Origin of the sequence: Sphingopyxis macrogoltabida (assembly GCF_001314325.1) — a bacterium.
Lineage (GTDB): Bacteria > Pseudomonadota > Alphaproteobacteria > Sphingomonadales > Sphingomonadaceae > Sphingopyxis > Sphingopyxis macrogoltabida.
The window spans coordinates 681,869-700,098 of the sequence record NZ_CP009429.1; the positions used below are offsets into that span (position 1 = coordinate 681,869).

Genomic DNA, 18,230 nt, shown 5'->3' on the forward strand with positions numbered 1-18,230 from the left:
CCATCGGGGTTGCGCTGTCTGCACCCCCGCGCCAATGTCGCGCGCATGATCAAACGACTCCTTGCCGTCATCAGCCTTTTTATCGTTTCGCTTCCCTCGCTCGCCGCGGCGCAGGGCGTTACCTCGTCCGCCGATCCGCGCGCGACCGAGGCCGGACGGGCGATCCTGCAGCAGGGGGGCACGGCAGCCGATGCGGCGGTCGCGATGGTCGCGGTGCTGACGCTCGTCGAACCGCAGTCGAGCGGCATCGGCGGCGGCGGTTTCCTCGTCTATCACGACGCCAAATCGGACGGCATCGCGACGATCGACGGCCGCGAGACCGCGCCGGCGTCGGCGAAGCCCGGGCGTTTTCTCGGCCCCGACGGCAAGCCGCGCGGTTACTCGGACGTCATTCCCGGCGGCCTTTCGGTTGGTGTTCCCGGCAATATCCGCCTGATGGAAATGGCGCACCGGAAATGGGGCAAGCTCGAATGGAAGGCTTTGTTCCAGCCCGCGATCAAACTGGCCGAGGACGGTTATGAGGTTACCCCGGCGCTCTACAACTGGCTCGACCGCTATCAGGCGCTGTGGAAGGATTTTCCGGCCGCGCGCGCGATCTATTATGTCGATGGCAAGCCGGTGCCGGTCGGGACGCGGCTGAAGAACCCGGCCTATGCGGCGCTGCTGCGCGATATCGCGGCGCGCGGTCCCGACGCCTTCTACACCGGCGCCAACGCCCGCGCGATCAGCGAAACGGTCGCGAAATCGGTGCGCAATCCGGCGGTGCTGACCGCGCAGGATCTGGCCGCCTATCGGGCGAAGGACCGTCCCGCCGTCTGCACCACCTATCGCGTCTACAAGGTCTGCGGCATGGGCCCGCCTTCGTCGGGCGCGACCACGGTGTTCGGCATCCTCGGCATGATCGAGGGCTGGGACATGAAGACGATGGGCAAGGACAATCCGATGAGCTGGCACCTCATCGCCGAGGCGATGCAACTCGCCTATGCCGACCGCGCCAAATATCTTGGTGACGGCGATTTCGTCGATGTTCCGGTCAAGGGGCTGCTCGACAAGGCCTATCTTGCAGAGCGCCGCCAGCTCATCTCGCCTTATGGCGCGGCAGGCCATTATGAGGCCGGAACGCCGCCGGGCGCCCCGGCGCGCACCTCGTCGGGTCCGGTCGCCGAGAACGGCACAACGCATTTCGTCGCGGTCGACCGCGCCGGCAATGTCGCGTCGATGACCTCGACCGTCGAAAGCATCTTTGGCAGCCATCTCAATGTGAACGGCTATTTCCTCAACAACGAGCTCACCGATTTCGATCACAGCCCCGTGCAGGACGGCGCTCCGGCCGCCAACCGCGTCGAGGCGGGCAAACGTCCGCTGTCGTCGATGTCGCCGACGATCGTTTATGGCCCCGACGGCAAGGTCATCCTTGCGGTCGGCTCGGCGGGCGGCAAGCGGATCATCATGCATGTCACGAAGACGCTGATCGGCGTGCTCGACTGGGGGCTGTCGGCCGAGGAAGCGATCGCGCTGCCGAACCTGTTCTTCGGTGAAAAGGGCGTGCTGATCGAGGACGATGCGGCGGGACAGGCGATCGCGGCGAAGATGCAGCCATTCGGTTACGCTTTCACCCCGGCCGACCTCGGGTCGAAGCTAAACGCGGCGCAGCGCGTTGGGGAGGTGTGGCACGGCGCCGCCGACCCGCGCGGTCCCGGCACCTCGTCGGTCGATGGCGCGCCGCCGCAGGGATAAGAGCATCATATAACGGAAAAACCTCTGTGGGAGAGCAAGAGGCATGAAGCTGGAAAACCCCCATCTCGACCATTTTCCGAGTCTGGTCGCGATGTTCTTCGACCGCGCCGAAAAGGGCGGCGACGATCCATTCCTGTGGCACAAGGCCGATCGGGCCTGGCAGCCGCTGAGCTGGCGGCAGGTCGCCGGCCAAGTGGCGGCGCTGGCGCATAATTTGCGCGAACTCGGCCTCAAGGAAGGCGACCGGGTGGTGCTGGTCAGCGAGAACCGCCCCGAATGGTGCATCGCCGACTTGGGCATCATGGCCGCCGGCTGCATCACCGTTCCGACCTATACGACCAACACCGAACGCGACCATCAGCATATCCTCGACAACAGCGGTGCCAAGGCGGTGATCGTGTCGACGGCGAAGCTGGCGCGCGTGTTGATGCCCGCGGTGATGCGGTCCGAAGCGCATATCGTGATCAGCATGGAAAGCCTGCGTGTCGGCCAGCAGGGCGAGGTTTCGGTCCACGACTGGGCGCCGCTCGTCCAGAACGGCGAGACATATCTGGAGGAAACCAAGGCGCGCGGGCTCGGCGTCAAGCGCGAGGATACGGCGTGCATCATCTATACCAGCGGCACCGGCGGCGCGCCGCGCGGGGTGATGCAGCATCATGGCGCGATCCTGCACAATGCAGCGGGTGCCGCGGAGGTGCTCGTTAATGATTTCGGGATCGGCGACGAAGAGGTATTCCTCTCCTTCCTGCCGCTCAGCCACGCCTATGAACATTCGGGCGGCCAGTTCCTGCCGATCATGGTCGGCGCGCAAATCTATTATAGCGAGGGGCTCGAAAAGCTCGTCTCGAACATCGAGGAAACGCGCCCGACGATCATGGTCGTCGTCCCGCGGCTGTTCGAGGTGATCCGCGCGCGGATGATCAAGGCGGTCGAAAAACAGGGCAAGCTCGCCAACTGGATGCTGAATCAGGCGCTGCGCGTCGGCGAGAAGGATTATGAGCGGCGCATGGGCCTGCTCGACCGGCCGGTCGACCTGCTGCTCGACCGGCTGTTCCGGCCCAAGATCGGCAAGCGTTTCGGCGGCCGGATGAAGGCGCTGGTGTCGGGCGGCGCGCCGCTCAATCCCGAGATCGGCGTTTTCTTCCACTCGATCGGGCTGACTTTGCTGCAAGGCTATGGCCAGACCGAGGCCGGGCCGGTGATCAGCTGCAACCGGCCGTCCGCCGGGATCAAGATGGACACCGTCGGGCCGCCGCTGATGAACACCGAGGTGAAGATCGCCGACGACGGCGAGATATTGGTGCGCGGCGAGCTGGTGATGAAAGGCTATTGGCGCAATCAGGCGGAGACCGAGCGCGTGCTCGTCCCAGATCCGGCGGAGCCGGACAAAGGCGCCTGGCTACACACGGGCGATATCGGCCATATCGACGACAAGGGCCGCATCGTCATCACCGACCGCAAGAAGGACCTGATCGTCAACGACAAGGGCGACAATGTCTCGCCGCAACGTGTCGAGGGCATGCTGACGTTGCAGCCCGAAATCCTGCAGGCGATGGTCTATGGCGACAAGCGCCCGCATCTTGTCGGCATCCTCGTCCCCGATCCCGAATGGGCGGCCGAATGGGCCGAGGCCGAGGGGCTGCCCAAGGATCTGAAGCTGCTGCGCGAGCATGAGAAGTTCCGCGCCGTGATCCGCGCCGCGGTCGACCGCGTCAACGGCCAGCTCTCGGTGATCGAAAAGGTGCGCAAGTTCGATTTCGCCGACGAGGCCTTCACGATCGAGAATGAGCAGATGACGCCGTCGATGAAGATCCGGCGCCATGTGCTGAAACAGGTTTACGAAGACAAGATCGCGGCCTTGTACAAGGCATAGCCCTTATCCGTTCGTGTCGAGCGAAGTCGAGACACCCATCGGTCTTGCGCCTAGCCCGAAGGGCATCTCGGCTTCGCTCGATGCGAGCGGGATATGGTACGCAATCTTCAAATAGCAGGCGGGGGTGCGACCCGAAGAGCTCGGCGCAAACCGGGCCCCGCCTGCGACCGAACCGCTGGTTCAGCCTTCGTCCCCCGCCGGTTTGCGATAGGGGACAAATTCTCCAAGCACGCAGGTCGGACCGCGAATGCCGCTCGACCGGTCGACCAGATGAAAGAAATCGCCGCTGCAGGTCGATGACCCGAACTGGCGGATGACCATGATGTCGCTGTCGCGCGCGAGCCCGGGGCAACTGCCCTTCAGGTCGTTGCGATAGACGAGGTTGCCGCTCGCCCGGTACAACAGGATATTGTCGGACACCCGGATCGTGTCGGTGGTGCGAAAGCTCGGCAGGCATTTCTCGGGCTTGCCGGGGACCTTGCCGGCAAGCTGCTTGTCCAGCGTTTCGGCCTGTTTCGGCGTCAGCGCCGCCGCGCCCGGCCCGGCGTCGCCCGCAGGCGCGCAGCCCGCGACCAGCGGTGCGGCCAATATCGCCAGTGCGATGCCGTGAACCGGATTGAGCTTCGCCATCATGTTGCTCCTGCCTTCGCTATGACGTCCCGAAAGTGAACGCTCCCTGAAGCTCCGCGCGCCGCCCTAGGCGGCGTCCTTCAACGCCCGGATGCGACCGAGTTCCTGCGCGCTGGCGGCGCGGAGGAACGGGTTGGTCGCGCGTTCCTCGCCGATGCTCGTCGGCACCGTCGCCTCGCCCGCACCGCGCGCCGCCTCGACCGCCGCGAGCCGCGCCGCAAGCGCCGCATTGTCGGGCTCGACGGTGACCGCGAAGCGTGCGTTCGACAGCGTATATTCGTGCGCGCAATAGACGCGCGTCGCATCGTCGAGCGTGCCCAGCCGCTGCATATTGCCGAACATCTGCTCGGCCGTCCCCTCGAACAACCGGCCACAACCCATGGCGAACATCGTGTCGCCAACGAAGATCGCGCGATCGTTCGCGAAATGATAGGCGATGTGACCGGCCGTATGCGCAGGGACGTCCCATACCTCGGCGCTGTGGCTGCCGAGCCGGACCGTGTCGCCGCCCTTCACCTGCACGTCGAGCGTCGGGATGCGCTCATATTCGGCAGCCGGGCCGGTGATCGTGCACCCCGTCGCTTCCTTGATCGCGGCGTTGCCGCCGGTGTGGTCGGGATGCCAATGGGTGTTCCAGATATCGGTGATCGTCCAGCCGCGCTCGGCCGCCGCGGCCAGCACCGGATCGGCGACCGCGGGGTCGACGACCATCGTCGCGCCGCTGCCGGGTTCGTGGACCAGCCAGACATAATTGTCGCTGAGGACCGGAATGCGGACGATGTCGAGTGCAGTCATGATCGTCTCCTTTCGCTTTCGGCCTCGTTCGCTTCCAAGACGAAGCGGAAGGCCGTCAGCCTTGATAGGTGCAGGTTGCTACATCAGCAGGCGATGGCGTCATATCCCGCGGCATTGAATTCGATCAGGCAAAATCCGTGTCCGAACGGATCGGCGAACATCGCCTGCCGGCCATAGGGCAGGTCGATCGTCTCGCCCTCCTGCGTCGCCCCGGCGGCCAGCGCTCGCGCGACGGCGCGATCGAGGTCGTCGACCGTGAAATCGGGGTGCACGGGCGACCAGTGCCGGTGATAACGCCTGAAATCGCCGCCGCCGGGGCCGATTGCGGTCCCGGCGGGCTTGGCGATCAGATAGATTGGCGCATCGCACCCGGTCAGTTCGACGATATCGCTGCCGAGGCGGCGCCCCACCGTCAGGCCGAGTGCGGCGGTATAAAATCGCTCGCCGGCGATCACGTCGGGCACGTCGATGTTGATCAACAGGCCCGGCATGGTGGCTTACCAGTTCCCCGTGTTGGGCATCGATGCCCATGGCTCCTGCGGCGGCAGATGGCCGTCCTGCAGCAGTTCGACCGAAATGCCGTCGGGCGAGCGGACAAACGCCATATGCCCGTCGCGCGGCGGACGGTTGATCGTCACGCCCGCGTCCATCAGCCGCTGGCAGGTGTCGTAGATATTGTCGACGCGATAGGCGAGATGCCCGAAATTGCGCCCGCCCGTATATTCCTCGGCCGCGCTGCCGTCGGCGGGCGGCCAGTTATAGGTCAGCTCGACCTCCGCCACCCCCGCCTGGCCCGGCGGCGCGAGGAAGATCAGCGTGAAGCGGCCCTGTTCGCTGTCGAAACGGCGCACTTCCTCGAGCCCGACGAGGTTGAAGAAGGCGATGGTGGCATCGGGATCCGACACGCGGATCATCGTATGGAGATATTTCGTCATGCGCCTTATCTAGGCGCGAAGGCTGCGTCCTTCAAACGCTTCGAACAGATTTACGAATGCATCGGGCACCGGCGCGGTCGCGCCGCGCGCTTCCTCGACATGGACGCTGACCTCGAGCCCCGATGCGCGCAGGTCGTCGCGGCCGGCGCCATGCAGTTCGAACAGGAAGGTCATCGAGCTGCGGCCGACGCGCGAGCAGCGGACGCAAATGTCGATTTCCTCGTCGAGCAGGATCGGCGCCTTGTAATCGACCTCGGCGCGCGCGACGTGGAATTCGGGGCTTTCGAGCGCGGTCCAGTGCTCGTAGACGCCGGCCGCGCGCCAATATTCGGTGATCCCGATGTCGAAATATTCGAGGTAGCGGCTGTTGAACACGACCGCCTGCGCGTCGATCTCGGCATAGCGGACGCGCTTGGTGACGTGGAAACGAAAGTCGCTGCGGGCCATGGTAATCCTCTAATTGGTCGCGAGCCGCGCGACGGAGTCTAATTTGTCGCGATCCGCGCGAGGGTGCCTAATTTGTCGCGATACGCGCGACGGTGTCGATCAGCAGCGCGATATCGGTATCGCGCGATAGCCGGTGGTCGCCGCCCTTGACGAGCGTCACCTGCACATCCTCACTGGCGAGCGCGGCGGACAGCTTCAGGCTGATATCCGGCGGAACGTCGCCGTCCTCCTCGCCGTGAAGCAGGCGCACGGGGCAGGCGAGGGGAATGTCGCCGTCGAGGAGGCGGTTCGCCTCGCCCGACTGCCAGAAGGCACGCGTCGTCACATAGGGCTGGTCGCTGTACGGCGTCTCTTCGCGCAGTTCGCCCTCGGCGAGGATGATCGCCTTTTCTTCGGGGGTGAAGCCCCAGCCGGTGAAATCGGGCGCTGCCGCGACGCCGACCAGCCCCGCGACGCGCGCCGGCCCGTCGCGCTGCACCAGCGCGAGCGCGGTAAGCAGCATCAGCCACCCGCCCATCGACGATCCGACAAGAATGACCGGTCCCGCGGCCTTCGCGTCGATCAGGTCGAGTACGTCGCCGCGCCAGTCGAGCAGGGTCTGTTCGGCGAACAGCCCGTCCGACCGTCCGCAACCGGCGTAATCGAGAAGCAGACAGGCCTGCCCTTCGGCCGCTGCCCAGTCGAAAAGCGCCGTCGCCTTGCCTCCCGCCATGTCGGACATATAGCCGGGCAGGAAGATGATCGTCGGACCTGTTCCCGCCACAAAGCGATAGGCAAGCCGCGGCCGCGCCGCGCGGTCGAGATAATCGGGGGTGTCGGACACGCGGTCAGATGACCCAGTCGACCGTGTTCATCTGCATTGCGGCCTGCCCCTTGGCGGCGCGCTGTTCGACCATGATCTTGTTGAGGCGGCGGATCGTGTCGCTGCCCGTGGTGATGCACCAGCCCGGAACGACGGCGTGGACCAGCGCGCAGGCGCCGCCCCAGATCATTGTCAGGCCAAAGCGCGATGCGACGCCGAAATGTTCGGCATAGCTTTCATCGACGGCCTTGGGGTGATCGACGAACAGGCGCTTGAACATGAAGGGCTCCCTTTCGGCATCCGGATGACCGGCGGCGTTTTACGAAGCCGCCTGCGCGAAGCGGCCATGGCGGCGATACTGGACCAGCCAGCCGTCGGTCACGTCGGCGAGCGCGGTCGGGGTGACGCCGAGTTGCGTCAGGGCGTTCGCACCCGTCGCGACGACATTGTCGGTCTGGAGCATCAGCCACTGATCCTTGGTGATCGGCGCGCCGGGTGCCCAACCGAGCCCGCTGGCCAGCGCCGATGCGACCGCGTCGGGAATATCGACGAACAGCGGCTTGCGTCCCGTCGCGTCGGCGACCCGCCGTTGCAATGCGGCCATCGTCAGCACCTCGGGCCCGCCGAGTTCGAAGGTCTTGCCCGCCGCGGCCGGGGCAAGCGCCGCGACGACCGCATCGGCGGCGTCGCCGACATAGACCGGCTGGAATTTCGCCTTCGGCGCGATCACCGGAATGACCGGCGACAGGCGCATCATCGTTGCAAAGCGGTTGATAAAGTGGTCTTCGCGGCCGAAGAGAATGGACGGGCGCAGGATTGCCGCTTGGGGAAAAGCCCCGCGCACGGCCGCCTCGCCGTCGCCCTTGCTGCGGCCATAGGCGGATGCGCTGCCGCTGTCGGCGCCGATCGCCGAGATATGGACCAGCGTCGGAACGCCGGCCGCCTTCGCCGCCGCCGCGACATGGCCGGCGCCGTCCGCCTGTACCGCACGCATATCGTCGAAGCTGCCCGCGAGGTTGATCACCGCATCGCTTCCGGCAACGGCGCGCGCGACGCTTGCGGCATCGCGGACGTCGGCGGCAACGAACTGCGTCTGGCCGAGGCCACCGAGTGGCTTCAGGAAGACCGCCTTGCGCGGTTCGCGTTCGGCAATGCGCACGCGCGCGCCGCGCGCCAGCAGACGTTGCACGACATAGCGGCCGAGGAAGCCGCCGCCGCCCAGCACCGTGATCAATTGCCCGTCGAGCTTTTGCATCATGTCCGCCTGTATCCGATTCTGTGCTGGCGCGTGCGCGCGCCCGATGGCTCCCCATGCCGCGAAGCGTTCGCCGGGGCAAGGGGCGAGGCGGCGGATGGCAACGCGAAACCGCGCCCTTGCGATAAAATATGCGGCTCCGGCCGCAGCGCGGTTGACAAGCCGACTGCCCCCCCGCTAAGCGCCCGCTCCTACCCCGTGCCCAGATGGCGGAATTGGTAGACGCACCAGCTTCAGGTGCTGGCGATCGCAAGGTCGTGGAGGTTCGAGTCCTCTTCTGGGCACCAGTGACCTTTCCGGCAACGTCCGGGAATGTCCAGCAAGCGGCTGGTTTTCCACCGTTTTTTCGATGAGAATCGCTGAATGGAATCCAGGCTGATCCAGCCGGAACCATCAGCATACCATCAGCTTTGATGGTGTTTTTGATGGTTCCGGTCAGCCTCTTGCAGGTGAAACCATCATGACGCTTACCCACATCCAGATCTCGAACGCCAAGCCCATGGAAAAGGCCTATAAAATGGCCGATTCGGATGCGCTGTACCTCTTGGTAAGGCCGAACGGGGCCAAACTCTGGCGAATGAACTATCGGCACCTCGAACGGCAAAAGACGCTCTACTTCGGGTCTTGGCCGGACGTCGGGATTTCCGCCGCCCGTGAGTTGCGAGACGCGGCCCGCAAGAAAATCGTCTCCGGTCTCGACCCGGCCGCGGAAAAGAAGGTCGAACGGATCACCCGAAAGATCGCCGAGGACAACACGTTCAAGACGATTGCGGCGGAATGGCTGGCGAAAAACGAACGGGAAGAGCGCGCGGCCGTCACGCTTCGCAAAATTCGCTGGCTTCTCGATATCGCCAATCCATTGATCGGCAGCCGGCCGATCTCAAAAATCACGCCCCAGGAAGTTCTGGCCGTTCTCCGAAAGGTCGAAGCAAATGGCCGGTATGAAAGTGCCCGTCGAATGCGCAGCGTTATTAGCAGAGTCTTCCGCTATGCAATCGCCACCGCAAGGGCCGACCGTGATCTCGCGGCTGACCTGCGCGGCGCGCTCACGGCACCCAAGGTAAAGCACCACGCCGCGATCACGACCCGCAAGGAAACAGGGGCGCTCTTGCGCGCTATCGAAGGATATACCGGTCACGAAATCACGGCGATTGCGCTGCGACTGACTCCGCATGTCTTCGTCAGGCCGGGGGAATTGCGACAGGCGGAATGGACAGAGATCGATGTCGAGGACGCGGTGTGGACGATCCCGGCCGACAAGATGAAAATGCGTCGCCAGCACTGTGTTCCCCTGTCGAGGCAGGTTCTCGAAATGCTTGAAGTACTGCACGGCCTCACCGGCCATGGGCAATTTCTGTTTCCGTCGTTTCGGACCTCCCGGCGGTGCATGTCCGAGAATACGGTGAGCGCGGCACTGCGTCGCCTCGGCTATAGCCGCGAGGAGATGACGGCGCATGGGTTCCGATCGACAGCAGCCACGCTCCTCAACCAGATGGGCATGTGGCACCCTGATGCGATCGAGAGGCAGCTCGCCCATCTCGATGCCAATGCGACCCGCCGTATCTACACGCGAGGCGAATATTGGGATGAGCGCGTCCGCATGATGCAACATTGGTCCGACTATCTGAACGAGCTTCGCGATGGCGCTCAAATTCTGCGACCCGCTTTCGGGAAACCGGCGAACTCAAGTGGCTAGCCGCCGGTCAGCGCCTTGAGGCTCTTGAATGGAATTAATGTGGACCGGCCGACCTTGACGGTGTCGAGGTCGCCGGACTCGATGAGTTCATATATTCGTGATCGACTGATGCCGGTAAGCTTGACGGCGGTCGAAATCCGCACCGTTAGGGGCTCGACAAATACGATCTCGACCGGAGCGTCATCAGAATCCCGCATCTTTCGTGTCCTCGCAACGAGACATTTTTGCGCGCGGTTCCAACGCAGCTTTCGCCGGCTCGAGTATTCCCGGCGCCACGTTCGTCACAAGGGTTAGGGCATAAATCTGCCGGTCGGCGGCATTCCTGCGCCGCGGGGGCAATCGGACCAATGCTGCAGCCAAGCCGAGCGAGGAGGAAGAGAGGGGGGGATTGCGTGTCCGTCCTGATGAAGAGGCTTGCCATGCCTGCTGGGTTTTCAACGTCTCGAAAGCCAGAACTCGAGGTCGCCGGGGCTGCTCTTGTGCGCCGCTTAGGCGGGGCTTGGTCAGGCGATTCTGGCATGTGCTGCTGTCCTGCTCATGACGATCGAACGCCGAGCCTGTCGGTCAGGGTTGGCGAAACACGACTTTTGTTCAAATGCTTTGCCGGCTGCGACATTTCCGATGTGCTCCGGGCTCTCCGTCGCGACGATCTGACCGCCCTCGACGCGCATGACGGCAGGGGTGTGCCATCCTGCCTGCCTAAGGAATGGCTACAGCGGCGTGCCCGTGAGCTGTGGGGCATTGGTCGGCCAATAAATTGGACAATCGCGGAGACCTATTTGCGGAATAGGTCGATCGATATTGCACCTGACTGCCTGCGCTTCGCTCCGCGAACGCCGCTTGGCAGGGGGCGACTGGCCGTGTTCCGACCGGCGATGCTCGCCGCGGTAACAGATGATTCGGGATTGGTGGCCGTCCACCGGACCTTCCTGGATCGCAAGGGCCGACGCGCGCGCGACCTCCAGCATCCTCGCAGATTGCTCGGTCACCCCCGCACAGGTGCGGTTCGACTCGCGCCCGCCACTGATACACTCGGAATTGCCGAGGGCATCGAGACAGCGATCTCGGCGATGATCCTCCTCGGCATTCCGGTCTGGGCTGCGCTCGGCAATGAGCGCATCCCACGTATTGCTACGCCAGATTCGGTGTCGCGTCTCATCCTGTTGCCCGACAACGACCGTGCCGGCCGCCTCGCCGTGCCGCTCGCCATGAAGGCGCAGGCGGTCTCCGGACGGCGTATCGAGACGATCTGGCCATGGAACGATCGGAACGACTGGAACGACGTCCTACGACATGGAGGGAAGGGAGCGAGGGACTGGCGGCGCCGAGCGGCCTGAATGGTCGGGCCATCGCCGCCAGGAGACAGACTATGACATTTCCCATCATATACGCTCTCGCGCGCAATTGCGTCGTGTCGCCGCTCAATGTCCGAACCGAAAGCGACCCGGATGCCGATGCCGAACTGGAAGCTATGATCGGCCAGGCCGGCTTCATCATCCAGAATCTGATTGGCACCGCTGTCAAGCGCAAGAAGGATCAGTACAGCATCTTCGGCGGCGGGCGCCGTCTCACGAGGGTGCACGCGCTGATCGAGAAGGGCGAGCTTCCGGAAGATTTCAAAGTACCGGTCATGGTTCGGCCCGACACCAAGGACGCGATCGAACTCAGCTATGCTGAAAATCGCAAGCTGCCGATGAGCGCTGCGGACGAATGCATGGCGTTCAAGAATATGATCGAGAAAGAGGACAAGACTGCGGCCCAGGTAGCGGCGCGCTTCGGCAAAACCGAGCGTTTTGTTCTCGGTCGCGTCCGTCTCGCGGACCTGCACGAGACAGTCTTCGATGCGCTGCGCAAGGGCGAAATCACCCTCGAAATCGCGAAAGCCTATGGCAGCACGTCGGACACAGCCCGACAGGCCCGTGTCTTCGAGCAATATCGCGAGAGCTATTACCGTAATGACCCGTTCACCATCCGGCGTGAGCTCGCCGCCGGCAACTATCGAGGCAACGACCCGAAGGCTTTGCTCGTTGGACGCGAAGCCTATGTCGAAGCGGGCGGGCGGATCGACTCCGACCTCTTCTCCGACAGCGCGTCCGAAAACTGGATCGACGGCGACGTCCTCGACCGGCTCGCCGATGAGAAGCTTGCGGCGGAAGCTGAATCGATCCGCGCGCGCGAGGGCTACGCGGAAATTCGCGCGGTCCCAATGACGCGCATCTCGTTCGCGGATTATGACGGCCTCCGCCCGGTCCGCGGCGAGATCCCCGAACCGACGGCAGAGGAGGAAGCGCGGTGCGCCGAGATCGAGGCCGAGATGAACTCCATCGCCGAATCCGCTGACGAGAGTGATGACGGCATCACCGAGGACGAGGAACAGCGGTATCGCGAACTCGAATCCGAACTGAGCGGCATCCAGAATCGACCGGCAGTCCTCACCGAAGACCAGAAAGCCGCGGCCCTCGCCTTCCTCGTCATCGGCGAAGACGGCCAGCCCCGCGTTCATCATCAGGCCTACATGGTCCCGAACGAGGCCGACGAAGACATCGATGGCGACGAAGATGACGACGGCGACACCGAAGGCTCTGTTTCGGCGAAACCGTCGATGAGCCAGCGGCTCATCGACGAACTCGCGACGATGAAAGCCGAGCTGCTCCGGGTCCATGTCGCAAGCGATCCGCGCTTCGCGCTCGATCTCGGCACGTTCGTGATGGTCGATGCGGCTTTGCGGCGCTACGCCTCCGATCTCGCGAGCGACCTTCGCGCCGACTCTGCGCCGTCGCGCGTCATTGGCTTCGAGAGCGGATCGCTCGCGGCTGACGAATGGACGAAGCTCGAAGAGGGGCTCGATCGAAGCTGGGTCCAGCCGAACATCGGCGTCGCCGGGCGCTACGATGCCTTCTGCGCGCTCGGCGAAGAAGCGCGTGCGGCTTGGCTCGCCTGGGCGATTGCCCGGACGATCCATGCGGTGCCCATGAAAGATTCCGCCAGCGGTTTCGTCGATCATCTCGGTCGCAAGCTCGAGATCGACGTCGCCGCCTGGTGGCGCCCGACGGCCGCGAATTACTTCAAGCGGCTGACCAAGAGCTCCATCATCGACCTCTTCCAGGACATCGGTGGCAGCGAACTCAGCCAGCGCTACGGGGCATCGAAGAAGGACTTGCTCGCGTCCTCGGCTGAACAGCTCTTCGCCGGGAACATCATCGTCGAGGCGGACGTCAAGGAAAAGGCGCTTGCGTGGCTCCCTGACGCCATGCGCTTCGAGCACCCGGTCGCCGAACCGGTGAACGATGATCGCGATGACGAAATGACCGACGCCGTCGATCCCGAGGCGGCGGGCGATCCTGCCGATGATGTCGACGAGGACGAGCAGCTCTCCGACGCGGCCTGATTCTCCGTCCGGCCTATTGGGTCGCGGCCACACGCCGCGGCCCCTCTTTTCCTGCCATTCGCGTCGGGAGGAGAGGGGGAAGGGCGATGGCAGCGGGGGCGTGTTGCTCCCGAACTTCTTCAGGAGAATTGCCATGACCCTTCCGCTTCTGAGGCTTGCCGAAATCCCGGATACCGCGGCCCGAGAAAACGCCGAACGCCTCTATGGCGTCGCGCGCGCACTGCGCGACCGGCTTGCTGTTCCGCAATCGGTGACTCGCTCCCTGCTCAAGCGGTTGATGACCGAAGCGTTCGGCGGGTCCGATGCCGACGGGCGCTGGTCGATGCGCGATGCCTATGACGCGCTCGAAGCCGCGCAGGCTTCTGACACGCTCGCGCCCGACAATGAACCGAACCCGGACTGCGCGCCCGAAGATGATTTCGCGGATATCCTCGCGTTTGAGAAGGCGCTGCCGACCCAGACCTACCGCAGCGAGCACCAGATCGACATGCAGCAGTTCAGCACGCCCGCCGCGCTGTCCTGGCTAGCGGCCCGAACGGCGGCGATCATGACCGACGATCATGTGCTCGAACCGTCGGCGGGCACGGGCATGCTCGCGGCGCACGCGATTGCCGCCGGCGCGAGCGTCTCGCTCAACGAGCGCGATCCCTGCCGGGCGGCGCTGCTTTCCCTCGTGACGAGCCGCGCGGTCACGACCCATGACGCCGAATTTATCAACGACCGACTGCCGGCGGATGTTCGGCCCACCGTCGTCCTGATCAACCCGCCCTTCAGCCGTAGCGAGGCGCGCGGCCAGGACCGTCATGCCGGGGCTCGCCATCTTCGCTCCGCGCTGCTGCGTCTTGCCGAGGGCGGACGCTGCGTCGCGATCATGTCGCCGACCTTCGCGCACGATGCGAGCGGTGCGAGCGGCTATGTCTCCGTCGCCGAAATTGCCCGCCCGCGCGTCGAGATCACGATTCTCGGCCGCCCCTATGCGAAGCATGGTACCAGCGTCGCTATCCGCCTGATCGTCTTCGACAAGGGCTGGATCGGCCAAACTGAGCGACACACGGTCGACACGATCGAGGCGGCGCTGCCGATCGTGCTCGCGCTTCCGCCGCGGCTTGACCCGTCCGACGAACCGCCGCCCGCGTCCCCGGCGGTGATCCCGATGCGGCCCGCGCTGGGGCCTTCGTCGTCTTCGCTCTTCTCCGGCCTCGCTGGCCCCAGGATCATTGCGCCTTCACGGATTGCCGCCAAGGATGATTCGGCGCGGCCGCTCGCCTATTCGGTTCGCGATACGCCGTTGCCGGTCGGCGATCCGGTCGGCATCTACGCGCCCTGGCGGCTCGCCCGCATCGATATTCCGGGCGCGAAGCCACACCCCGACAATCTCGTGGAATCGCTCGCCATGGCGTCGGTTCTGCCGCCGATCCCCCAATATCGTCCGCTCTTCCAGAAGCGGGCGAGCGAGTCGCTGTCCGACGCCCAACTCGAAGCGATCATCTACGCAGGCGATGCCTTCTCGCGCGACCTGCCGAGCCGGTTCGTCACCAACACCGCCGGCGACCTGCTGATCGAGGATTCCGAAGGCCCCGCCTATCGCATGGGTTTCTTCATCGGCGACGGGACGGGCGTGGGCAAGGGCCGCGAAGGCGCTGCGATCATTCGGGACCAATGGAACTGCGGCAACCAGCGCGCGATCTGGATATCTAGGGGCGCGACGCTCCTTGAAGATGCCCGGCGCGACTGGAGCGCGCTTGGCGGACTTCCGATCGATGTCCAGCCGCTCGACGCCTTTCCGCTCGGCCAGCCGATCGGCATGGCGAGCGGCATCCTTTTCCTCACCTATGCGACGCTCCGGTCCCAGCGCCACGACCAATGCTCGCGCCTGCAGCAGATTCTCGAGTGGACTGGCGCAAACTTCGAAGGCGTGATCCTGTTCGATGAATCCCATTCGATGGGCAACGCCGCGGGCACCAAGGACGAGTATCGGCGGGCCAAGGGTTCCGAACAGGGCCTTGCCGGGGTCCGCCTGCAAAATGCGCTGCCGCGCGCCCGCGTCGTCTATGAATCGGCCACCGGTGCGACGAAGCCCGAAAATTTGAGCTACGCCTCGCGGCTCGGCCTCTGGGGTCCGGGCACCGCCTTTGCCAACCGTGACAGCTTTCTCGCTGCGATGACGGATGGCGGCATCGCCGCGATGGAAATCGTCGCCCGCGATCTCAAGTCCATGGGCCTCTATACGGCCCGCGCCCTCAGTTTCGCCGGCGTCGAATATGACCCACTCGAGCATCAGCTCACGCCCGACCAGATCGACATCTACGACGCCTATGCCGACGCGTGGGCCATCATCCACCAGAACCTCGACGAGGTCCTTATGGCATCGAACATCGTCGACCGCATGTCGGGCCAGACGATGAACGCCCAGGCCAAGGGATCGGCGCTCAGCCGGTTCGAGAGCGCGAAGCAGCGGTTCTTCTCGCAGGTCCTGATCTCGATGAAGATGCCGACGGTCGTTCGCGCTATCGAGGATGAACTCGCCACGGGCCATGTCGCCGTCGTCCAACTCACCAGCACGGCCGAGGCAATTCTCGGCCGCCGCCTTGCAGATCTTTCGCCCGAAGAACGCGCGAACCTGTCGATCGATGTCTCGCCGCTCGACACGCTGATCGATTATCTGAGAACGGCCTTCCCGACGCGCCAGATGCGCGCCTTTCGCGCGACCGATGGATCGATGCGCTCCGAGCCGATGCTTGACGACGAGGGCAACGGTGTCCTGCGCCAGGAAGCGGTCGACGCGCGCGACGAGCTGATCGAGCGGCTCTGCTCGATACCGCCGGTTCCGGCTGCGCTCGACTTCCTGCTCGCGCATTTCGGGACCGACATGGTCGCGGAAGTCACGGGACGCACGCGGCGCATCGTCGTCGACGGGCAAGGCCGGCAGAAGGTCGAGCGTCGCACGTCCAGTTCCAACATCGCCGAGACCGACAATTTCATGTCGGGGCGAAAGCCTATCCTCGTCTTTTCCGAGGCGGGCGGCACCGGACGCTCTTATCATGCCGACTTGGGTTGCCCCACAGCGCACAAGCGGCGCATCCATTTCTTGCTCGAGCCCGGGTGGCGCGCCGACATCGCGATCCAGGGCCTCGGCCGCACCCACCGCACCTACCAATCGATGCCGCCGGTGTTCCGCCCCGTCACGACCAACTGCAAGGGCGAACGTCGGTTCATCAGCACCATCGCTCGCCGCCTCGACATGCTCGGCGCGCTCACGCGCGGCCAACGCCAGACGGGCGGCCAGAACCTGTTCGATCCGGCCGATAATCTCGAAAGCTGCTACGCCCGCGAGGCCCTGACCCAGTGGTATCACCTTCTCCACGCGGGCAAGCTCGCGAGCGTCAGCCTCGAGAAGCTCCAGATCATCACCGGTCTGAAGCTCGTCGATGAGCACGGCACCTTGCTCGACAAGCTGCCGCCGATCCAGCGATGGCTCAACCGCATCCTCGCGCTGCGGATCGCGACTCAGAATGCGATCTTCGAGGAGTATATGGGTCTAATACAGGCCCGGGTCGACGCCGCGCGCGAAGCCGGAACGCTCGATCTCGGCGTCGAGGCGATCCGCGCCGAGCACATCGTCCCGATCTCGAAGCGGGTGCTCAAGAAGGACCCGGTGTCCGGCGCCGAAACCCGGCTGCTCCGCCTCGAGCTTCATCTGAAGCCGCACGTTACCGGATGGGCGCGCCTCGACAGAATCTGGGGCGGCACCACAGATGTCCAGTATCTCCGCAACAATCGTTCGGGACGCGTCGCCCTTTGCGTTCCATCCTGGTCGATTACCGACGACGAGGGGCGCCCAGTCAAGATGCTGGAGTTTGTCCGACCGACGGGTTCCAAGCGCATCCAACTCGCCGAGCTTTGGCAGACCTTCTGGAAGGAAATTGATCGCGACAGCTTCAAGGCCTTCTGGGACGTAGAGGTGTCCGAGGCGCTCGAGAAGGTCGATATTCATACGATCAGCGTTGCGACCGGCCTCCTACTGCCCGTCTGGAACAAGCTGCCGCAAGATGATGTTCGCGTCTGGCGGATCGATGACGCAGCGGGAACCTCGATACTCGGACGCATCGTGATGCCCGCGGCGCTCGAGAAACTGGAAACCGCATTTGGTCTTGAATCGTCCATCAAGCTTACCCCTGCTGAATTGATCGAGGCGGCGCGTGGCGGCGATGGCACACTGATCCCGGGCCTCCACGGCGCGCGCCTCGTTTCCACGATGGTGAACAGTAGCCGGCGCTTTGAGGTCCGGGATTTCCAGCCGCAGGATCGCGAATGGCTCAAGGCTCGCGGCGCGTTCAGCGAGGTGATCCAGTACAAGACGCGGCTCTTCCTTCCGGCTGAAAAGGCCGACGAAATCCTCGCAGCAATCATCGACCAGCGGCCGCAGTGAATCCAAAATCGAAGAAGGAGAACGCCATGTCTGGCTCGGGTCTGCCGGTCGATCAGGACTTTGTCGACCGCTTCAACACGGCCCTCATCGCGCTCCGGAGCGAGGCAATCGGAGCCGGGTGTGGCGGCGGAATTGTCCGCAGGGCCATCGAGACGATGCAGGTTCGCATGACAGACTGTGCATCTGCGACCATTCGAGTCCCTTTCGTTCCGGCAAACGCTCGTTTCTATCCACGCCGGTCTC

At 64.4% G+C, this 18,230-nt stretch carries 15 protein-coding genes and 1 tRNA gene; 7 read left to right on the forward strand and 9 right to left on the reverse strand.

From position 1 onward, the window contains the following. The first annotated feature begins 45 nt into the window (after positions 1-45). Both ggt and LH19_RS03350 read left to right on the forward strand, forming a co-directional pair. Positions 46-1,737, forward strand: coding sequence for a gamma-glutamyltransferase (gene ggt, locus LH19_RS03345; RefSeq protein ID WP_054732943.1), 1,692 nt, complete (start codon positions 46-48; stop codon positions 1,735-1,737). A 43-nt stretch (positions 1,738-1,780) separates the two neighbouring features. Next, positions 1,781-3,610: an AMP-dependent synthetase/ligase gene (locus tag LH19_RS03350; protein ID WP_054724931.1), complete on the forward strand. Its 1,830-nt coding sequence runs from the start codon at positions 1,781-1,783 to the stop codon at positions 3,608-3,610. Between the two features lie 180 nt (positions 3,611-3,790). On the opposite strand, the gene LH19_RS03355 is transcribed toward LH19_RS03350, so the two are convergent. From LH19_RS03355 to LH19_RS03390, 8 genes are all read right to left on the reverse strand, one after another. Beyond that, positions 3,791-4,243 carry a hypothetical protein gene (locus tag LH19_RS03355; protein ID WP_054724933.1) on the reverse strand — a complete coding sequence of 151 codons (453 nt, stop codon included), beginning with the start codon at positions 4,241-4,243 and terminating at the stop codon, positions 3,791-3,793. Positions 4,244-4,306: 63 nt separating this feature from the next. Then, the gene (gloB, locus tag LH19_RS03360) at positions 4,307-5,035 is read right to left on the reverse strand and encodes a hydroxyacylglutathione hydrolase (RefSeq protein ID WP_054724935.1); all 729 of its coding nucleotides are present in this window, start codon (positions 5,033-5,035) and stop codon (positions 4,307-4,309) included. An 83-nt stretch (positions 5,036-5,118) separates the two neighbouring features. After that, a complete protein-coding gene (locus LH19_RS03365; protein WP_054724937.1) occupies positions 5,119-5,526 on the reverse strand; it encodes a VOC family protein in 408 nt (135 codons plus the stop codon). Between the two features lie 6 nt (positions 5,527-5,532). Next, positions 5,533-5,970, reverse strand: coding sequence for a VOC family protein (locus LH19_RS03370; protein ID WP_054724940.1), 438 nt, complete (start codon positions 5,968-5,970; stop codon positions 5,533-5,535). Between the two features lie 9 nt (positions 5,971-5,979). Then, entirely contained in the window at positions 5,980-6,417 is a 438-nt protein-coding gene (locus tag LH19_RS03375) for an acyl-CoA thioesterase (protein WP_054724942.1), read from the reverse strand. 67 nt (positions 6,418-6,484) lie between these two features. Further along, positions 6,485-7,240, reverse strand: a complete 756-nt coding sequence (locus tag LH19_RS03380) for an alpha/beta hydrolase (protein WP_054724945.1) — start codon at positions 7,238-7,240, stop codon at positions 6,485-6,487. 4 nt (positions 7,241-7,244) lie between these two features. Beyond that, positions 7,245-7,499, reverse strand: coding sequence for a DUF6356 family protein (locus LH19_RS03385; protein WP_054588752.1), 255 nt, complete (start codon positions 7,497-7,499; stop codon positions 7,245-7,247). A 39-nt stretch (positions 7,500-7,538) separates the two neighbouring features. Continuing rightward, positions 7,539-8,474 carry a complex I NDUFA9 subunit family protein gene (locus tag LH19_RS03390; RefSeq protein WP_054732947.1) on the reverse strand — a complete coding sequence of 312 codons (936 nt, stop codon included), beginning with the start codon at positions 8,472-8,474 and terminating at the stop codon, positions 7,539-7,541. A 200-nt stretch (positions 8,475-8,674) separates the two neighbouring features. On the opposite strand from LH19_RS03390, the gene LH19_RS03395 reads away from it, so the two are divergent. Both LH19_RS03395 and LH19_RS03400 read left to right on the forward strand, forming a co-directional pair. Further along, a tRNA-Leu gene (locus LH19_RS03395) sits at positions 8,675-8,761 on the forward strand. Positions 8,762-8,934: 173 nt separating this feature from the next. After that, complete coding sequence (locus tag LH19_RS03400) at positions 8,935-10,170, forward strand: tyrosine-type recombinase/integrase (protein ID WP_039575702.1); 1,236 nt, start codon at positions 8,935-8,937, stop codon at positions 10,168-10,170. Here the strand turns inward: LH19_RS03400 and LH19_RS03405 are convergent. After that, a complete protein-coding gene (locus LH19_RS03405; protein ID WP_039575699.1) occupies positions 10,167-10,367 on the reverse strand; it encodes a helix-turn-helix domain-containing protein in 201 nt (66 codons plus the stop codon). The genes LH19_RS03400 and LH19_RS03405 overlap by 4 nt on opposite strands. Positions 10,368-10,562: 195 nt before the next feature. Here LH19_RS03405 and LH19_RS03410 point away from each other — a divergent pair, with 195 nt between their 5' ends. The 3 genes from LH19_RS03410 to LH19_RS03420 all read left to right on the forward strand — a co-directional run bounded on the left by LH19_RS03410 (position 10,563) and on the right by LH19_RS03420 (position 17,987). Continuing rightward, entirely contained in the window at positions 10,563-11,507 is a 945-nt protein-coding gene (locus LH19_RS03410) for a DUF7146 domain-containing protein (RefSeq protein WP_234716070.1), read from the forward strand. Positions 11,508-11,539: 32 nt separating this feature from the next. After that, complete coding sequence (locus tag LH19_RS03415) at positions 11,540-13,558, forward strand: ParB/RepB/Spo0J family partition protein (protein WP_039575697.1); 2,019 nt, start codon at positions 11,540-11,542, stop codon at positions 13,556-13,558. Positions 13,559-13,691: 133 nt separating this feature from the next. Beyond that, positions 13,692-17,987: a strawberry notch family protein gene (locus LH19_RS03420; protein WP_054724947.1), complete on the forward strand. Its 4,296-nt coding sequence runs from the start codon at positions 13,692-13,694 to the stop codon at positions 17,985-17,987. Positions 17,988-18,230: the final 243 nt, after the last annotated feature.

Coding starts and splice junctions, on each gene's coding strand:
- LH19_RS03420 (WP_054724947.1), top strand. CDS start 13,692: ATGACCCTTCCGCTTCTGAGGCTTGCCGAAATCCCGGATACCGCGGCC.
- LH19_RS03375 (WP_054724942.1), bottom strand. CDS start 6,417: ATGGCCCGCAGCGACTTTCGTTTCCACGTCACCAAGCGCGTCCGCTAT.
- LH19_RS03370 (WP_054724940.1), bottom strand. CDS start 5,970: ATGACGAAATATCTCCATACGATGATCCGCGTGTCGGATCCCGATGCC.
- LH19_RS03400 (WP_039575702.1), top strand. CDS start 8,935: ATGACGCTTACCCACATCCAGATCTCGAACGCCAAGCCCATGGAAAAG.
- ggt (WP_054732943.1), top strand. CDS start 46: ATGATCAAACGACTCCTTGCCGTCATCAGCCTTTTTATCGTTTCGCTT.
- LH19_RS03390 (WP_054732947.1), bottom strand. CDS start 8,474: ATGCAAAAGCTCGACGGGCAATTGATCACGGTGCTGGGCGGCGGCGGC.
- LH19_RS03365 (WP_054724937.1), bottom strand. CDS start 5,526: ATGCCGGGCCTGTTGATCAACATCGACGTGCCCGACGTGATCGCCGGC.
- LH19_RS03385 (WP_054588752.1), bottom strand. CDS start 7,499: ATGTTCAAGCGCCTGTTCGTCGATCACCCCAAGGCCGTCGATGAAAGC.
- LH19_RS03405 (WP_039575699.1), bottom strand. CDS start 10,367: ATGCGGGATTCTGATGACGCTCCGGTCGAGATCGTATTTGTCGAGCCC.
- LH19_RS03355 (WP_054724933.1), bottom strand. CDS start 4,243: ATGATGGCGAAGCTCAATCCGGTTCACGGCATCGCACTGGCGATATTG.
- gloB (WP_054724935.1), bottom strand. CDS start 5,035: ATGACTGCACTCGACATCGTCCGCATTCCGGTCCTCAGCGACAATTAT.
- LH19_RS03350 (WP_054724931.1), top strand. CDS start 1,781: ATGAAGCTGGAAAACCCCCATCTCGACCATTTTCCGAGTCTGGTCGCG.
- LH19_RS03415 (WP_039575697.1), top strand. CDS start 11,540: ATGACATTTCCCATCATATACGCTCTCGCGCGCAATTGCGTCGTGTCG.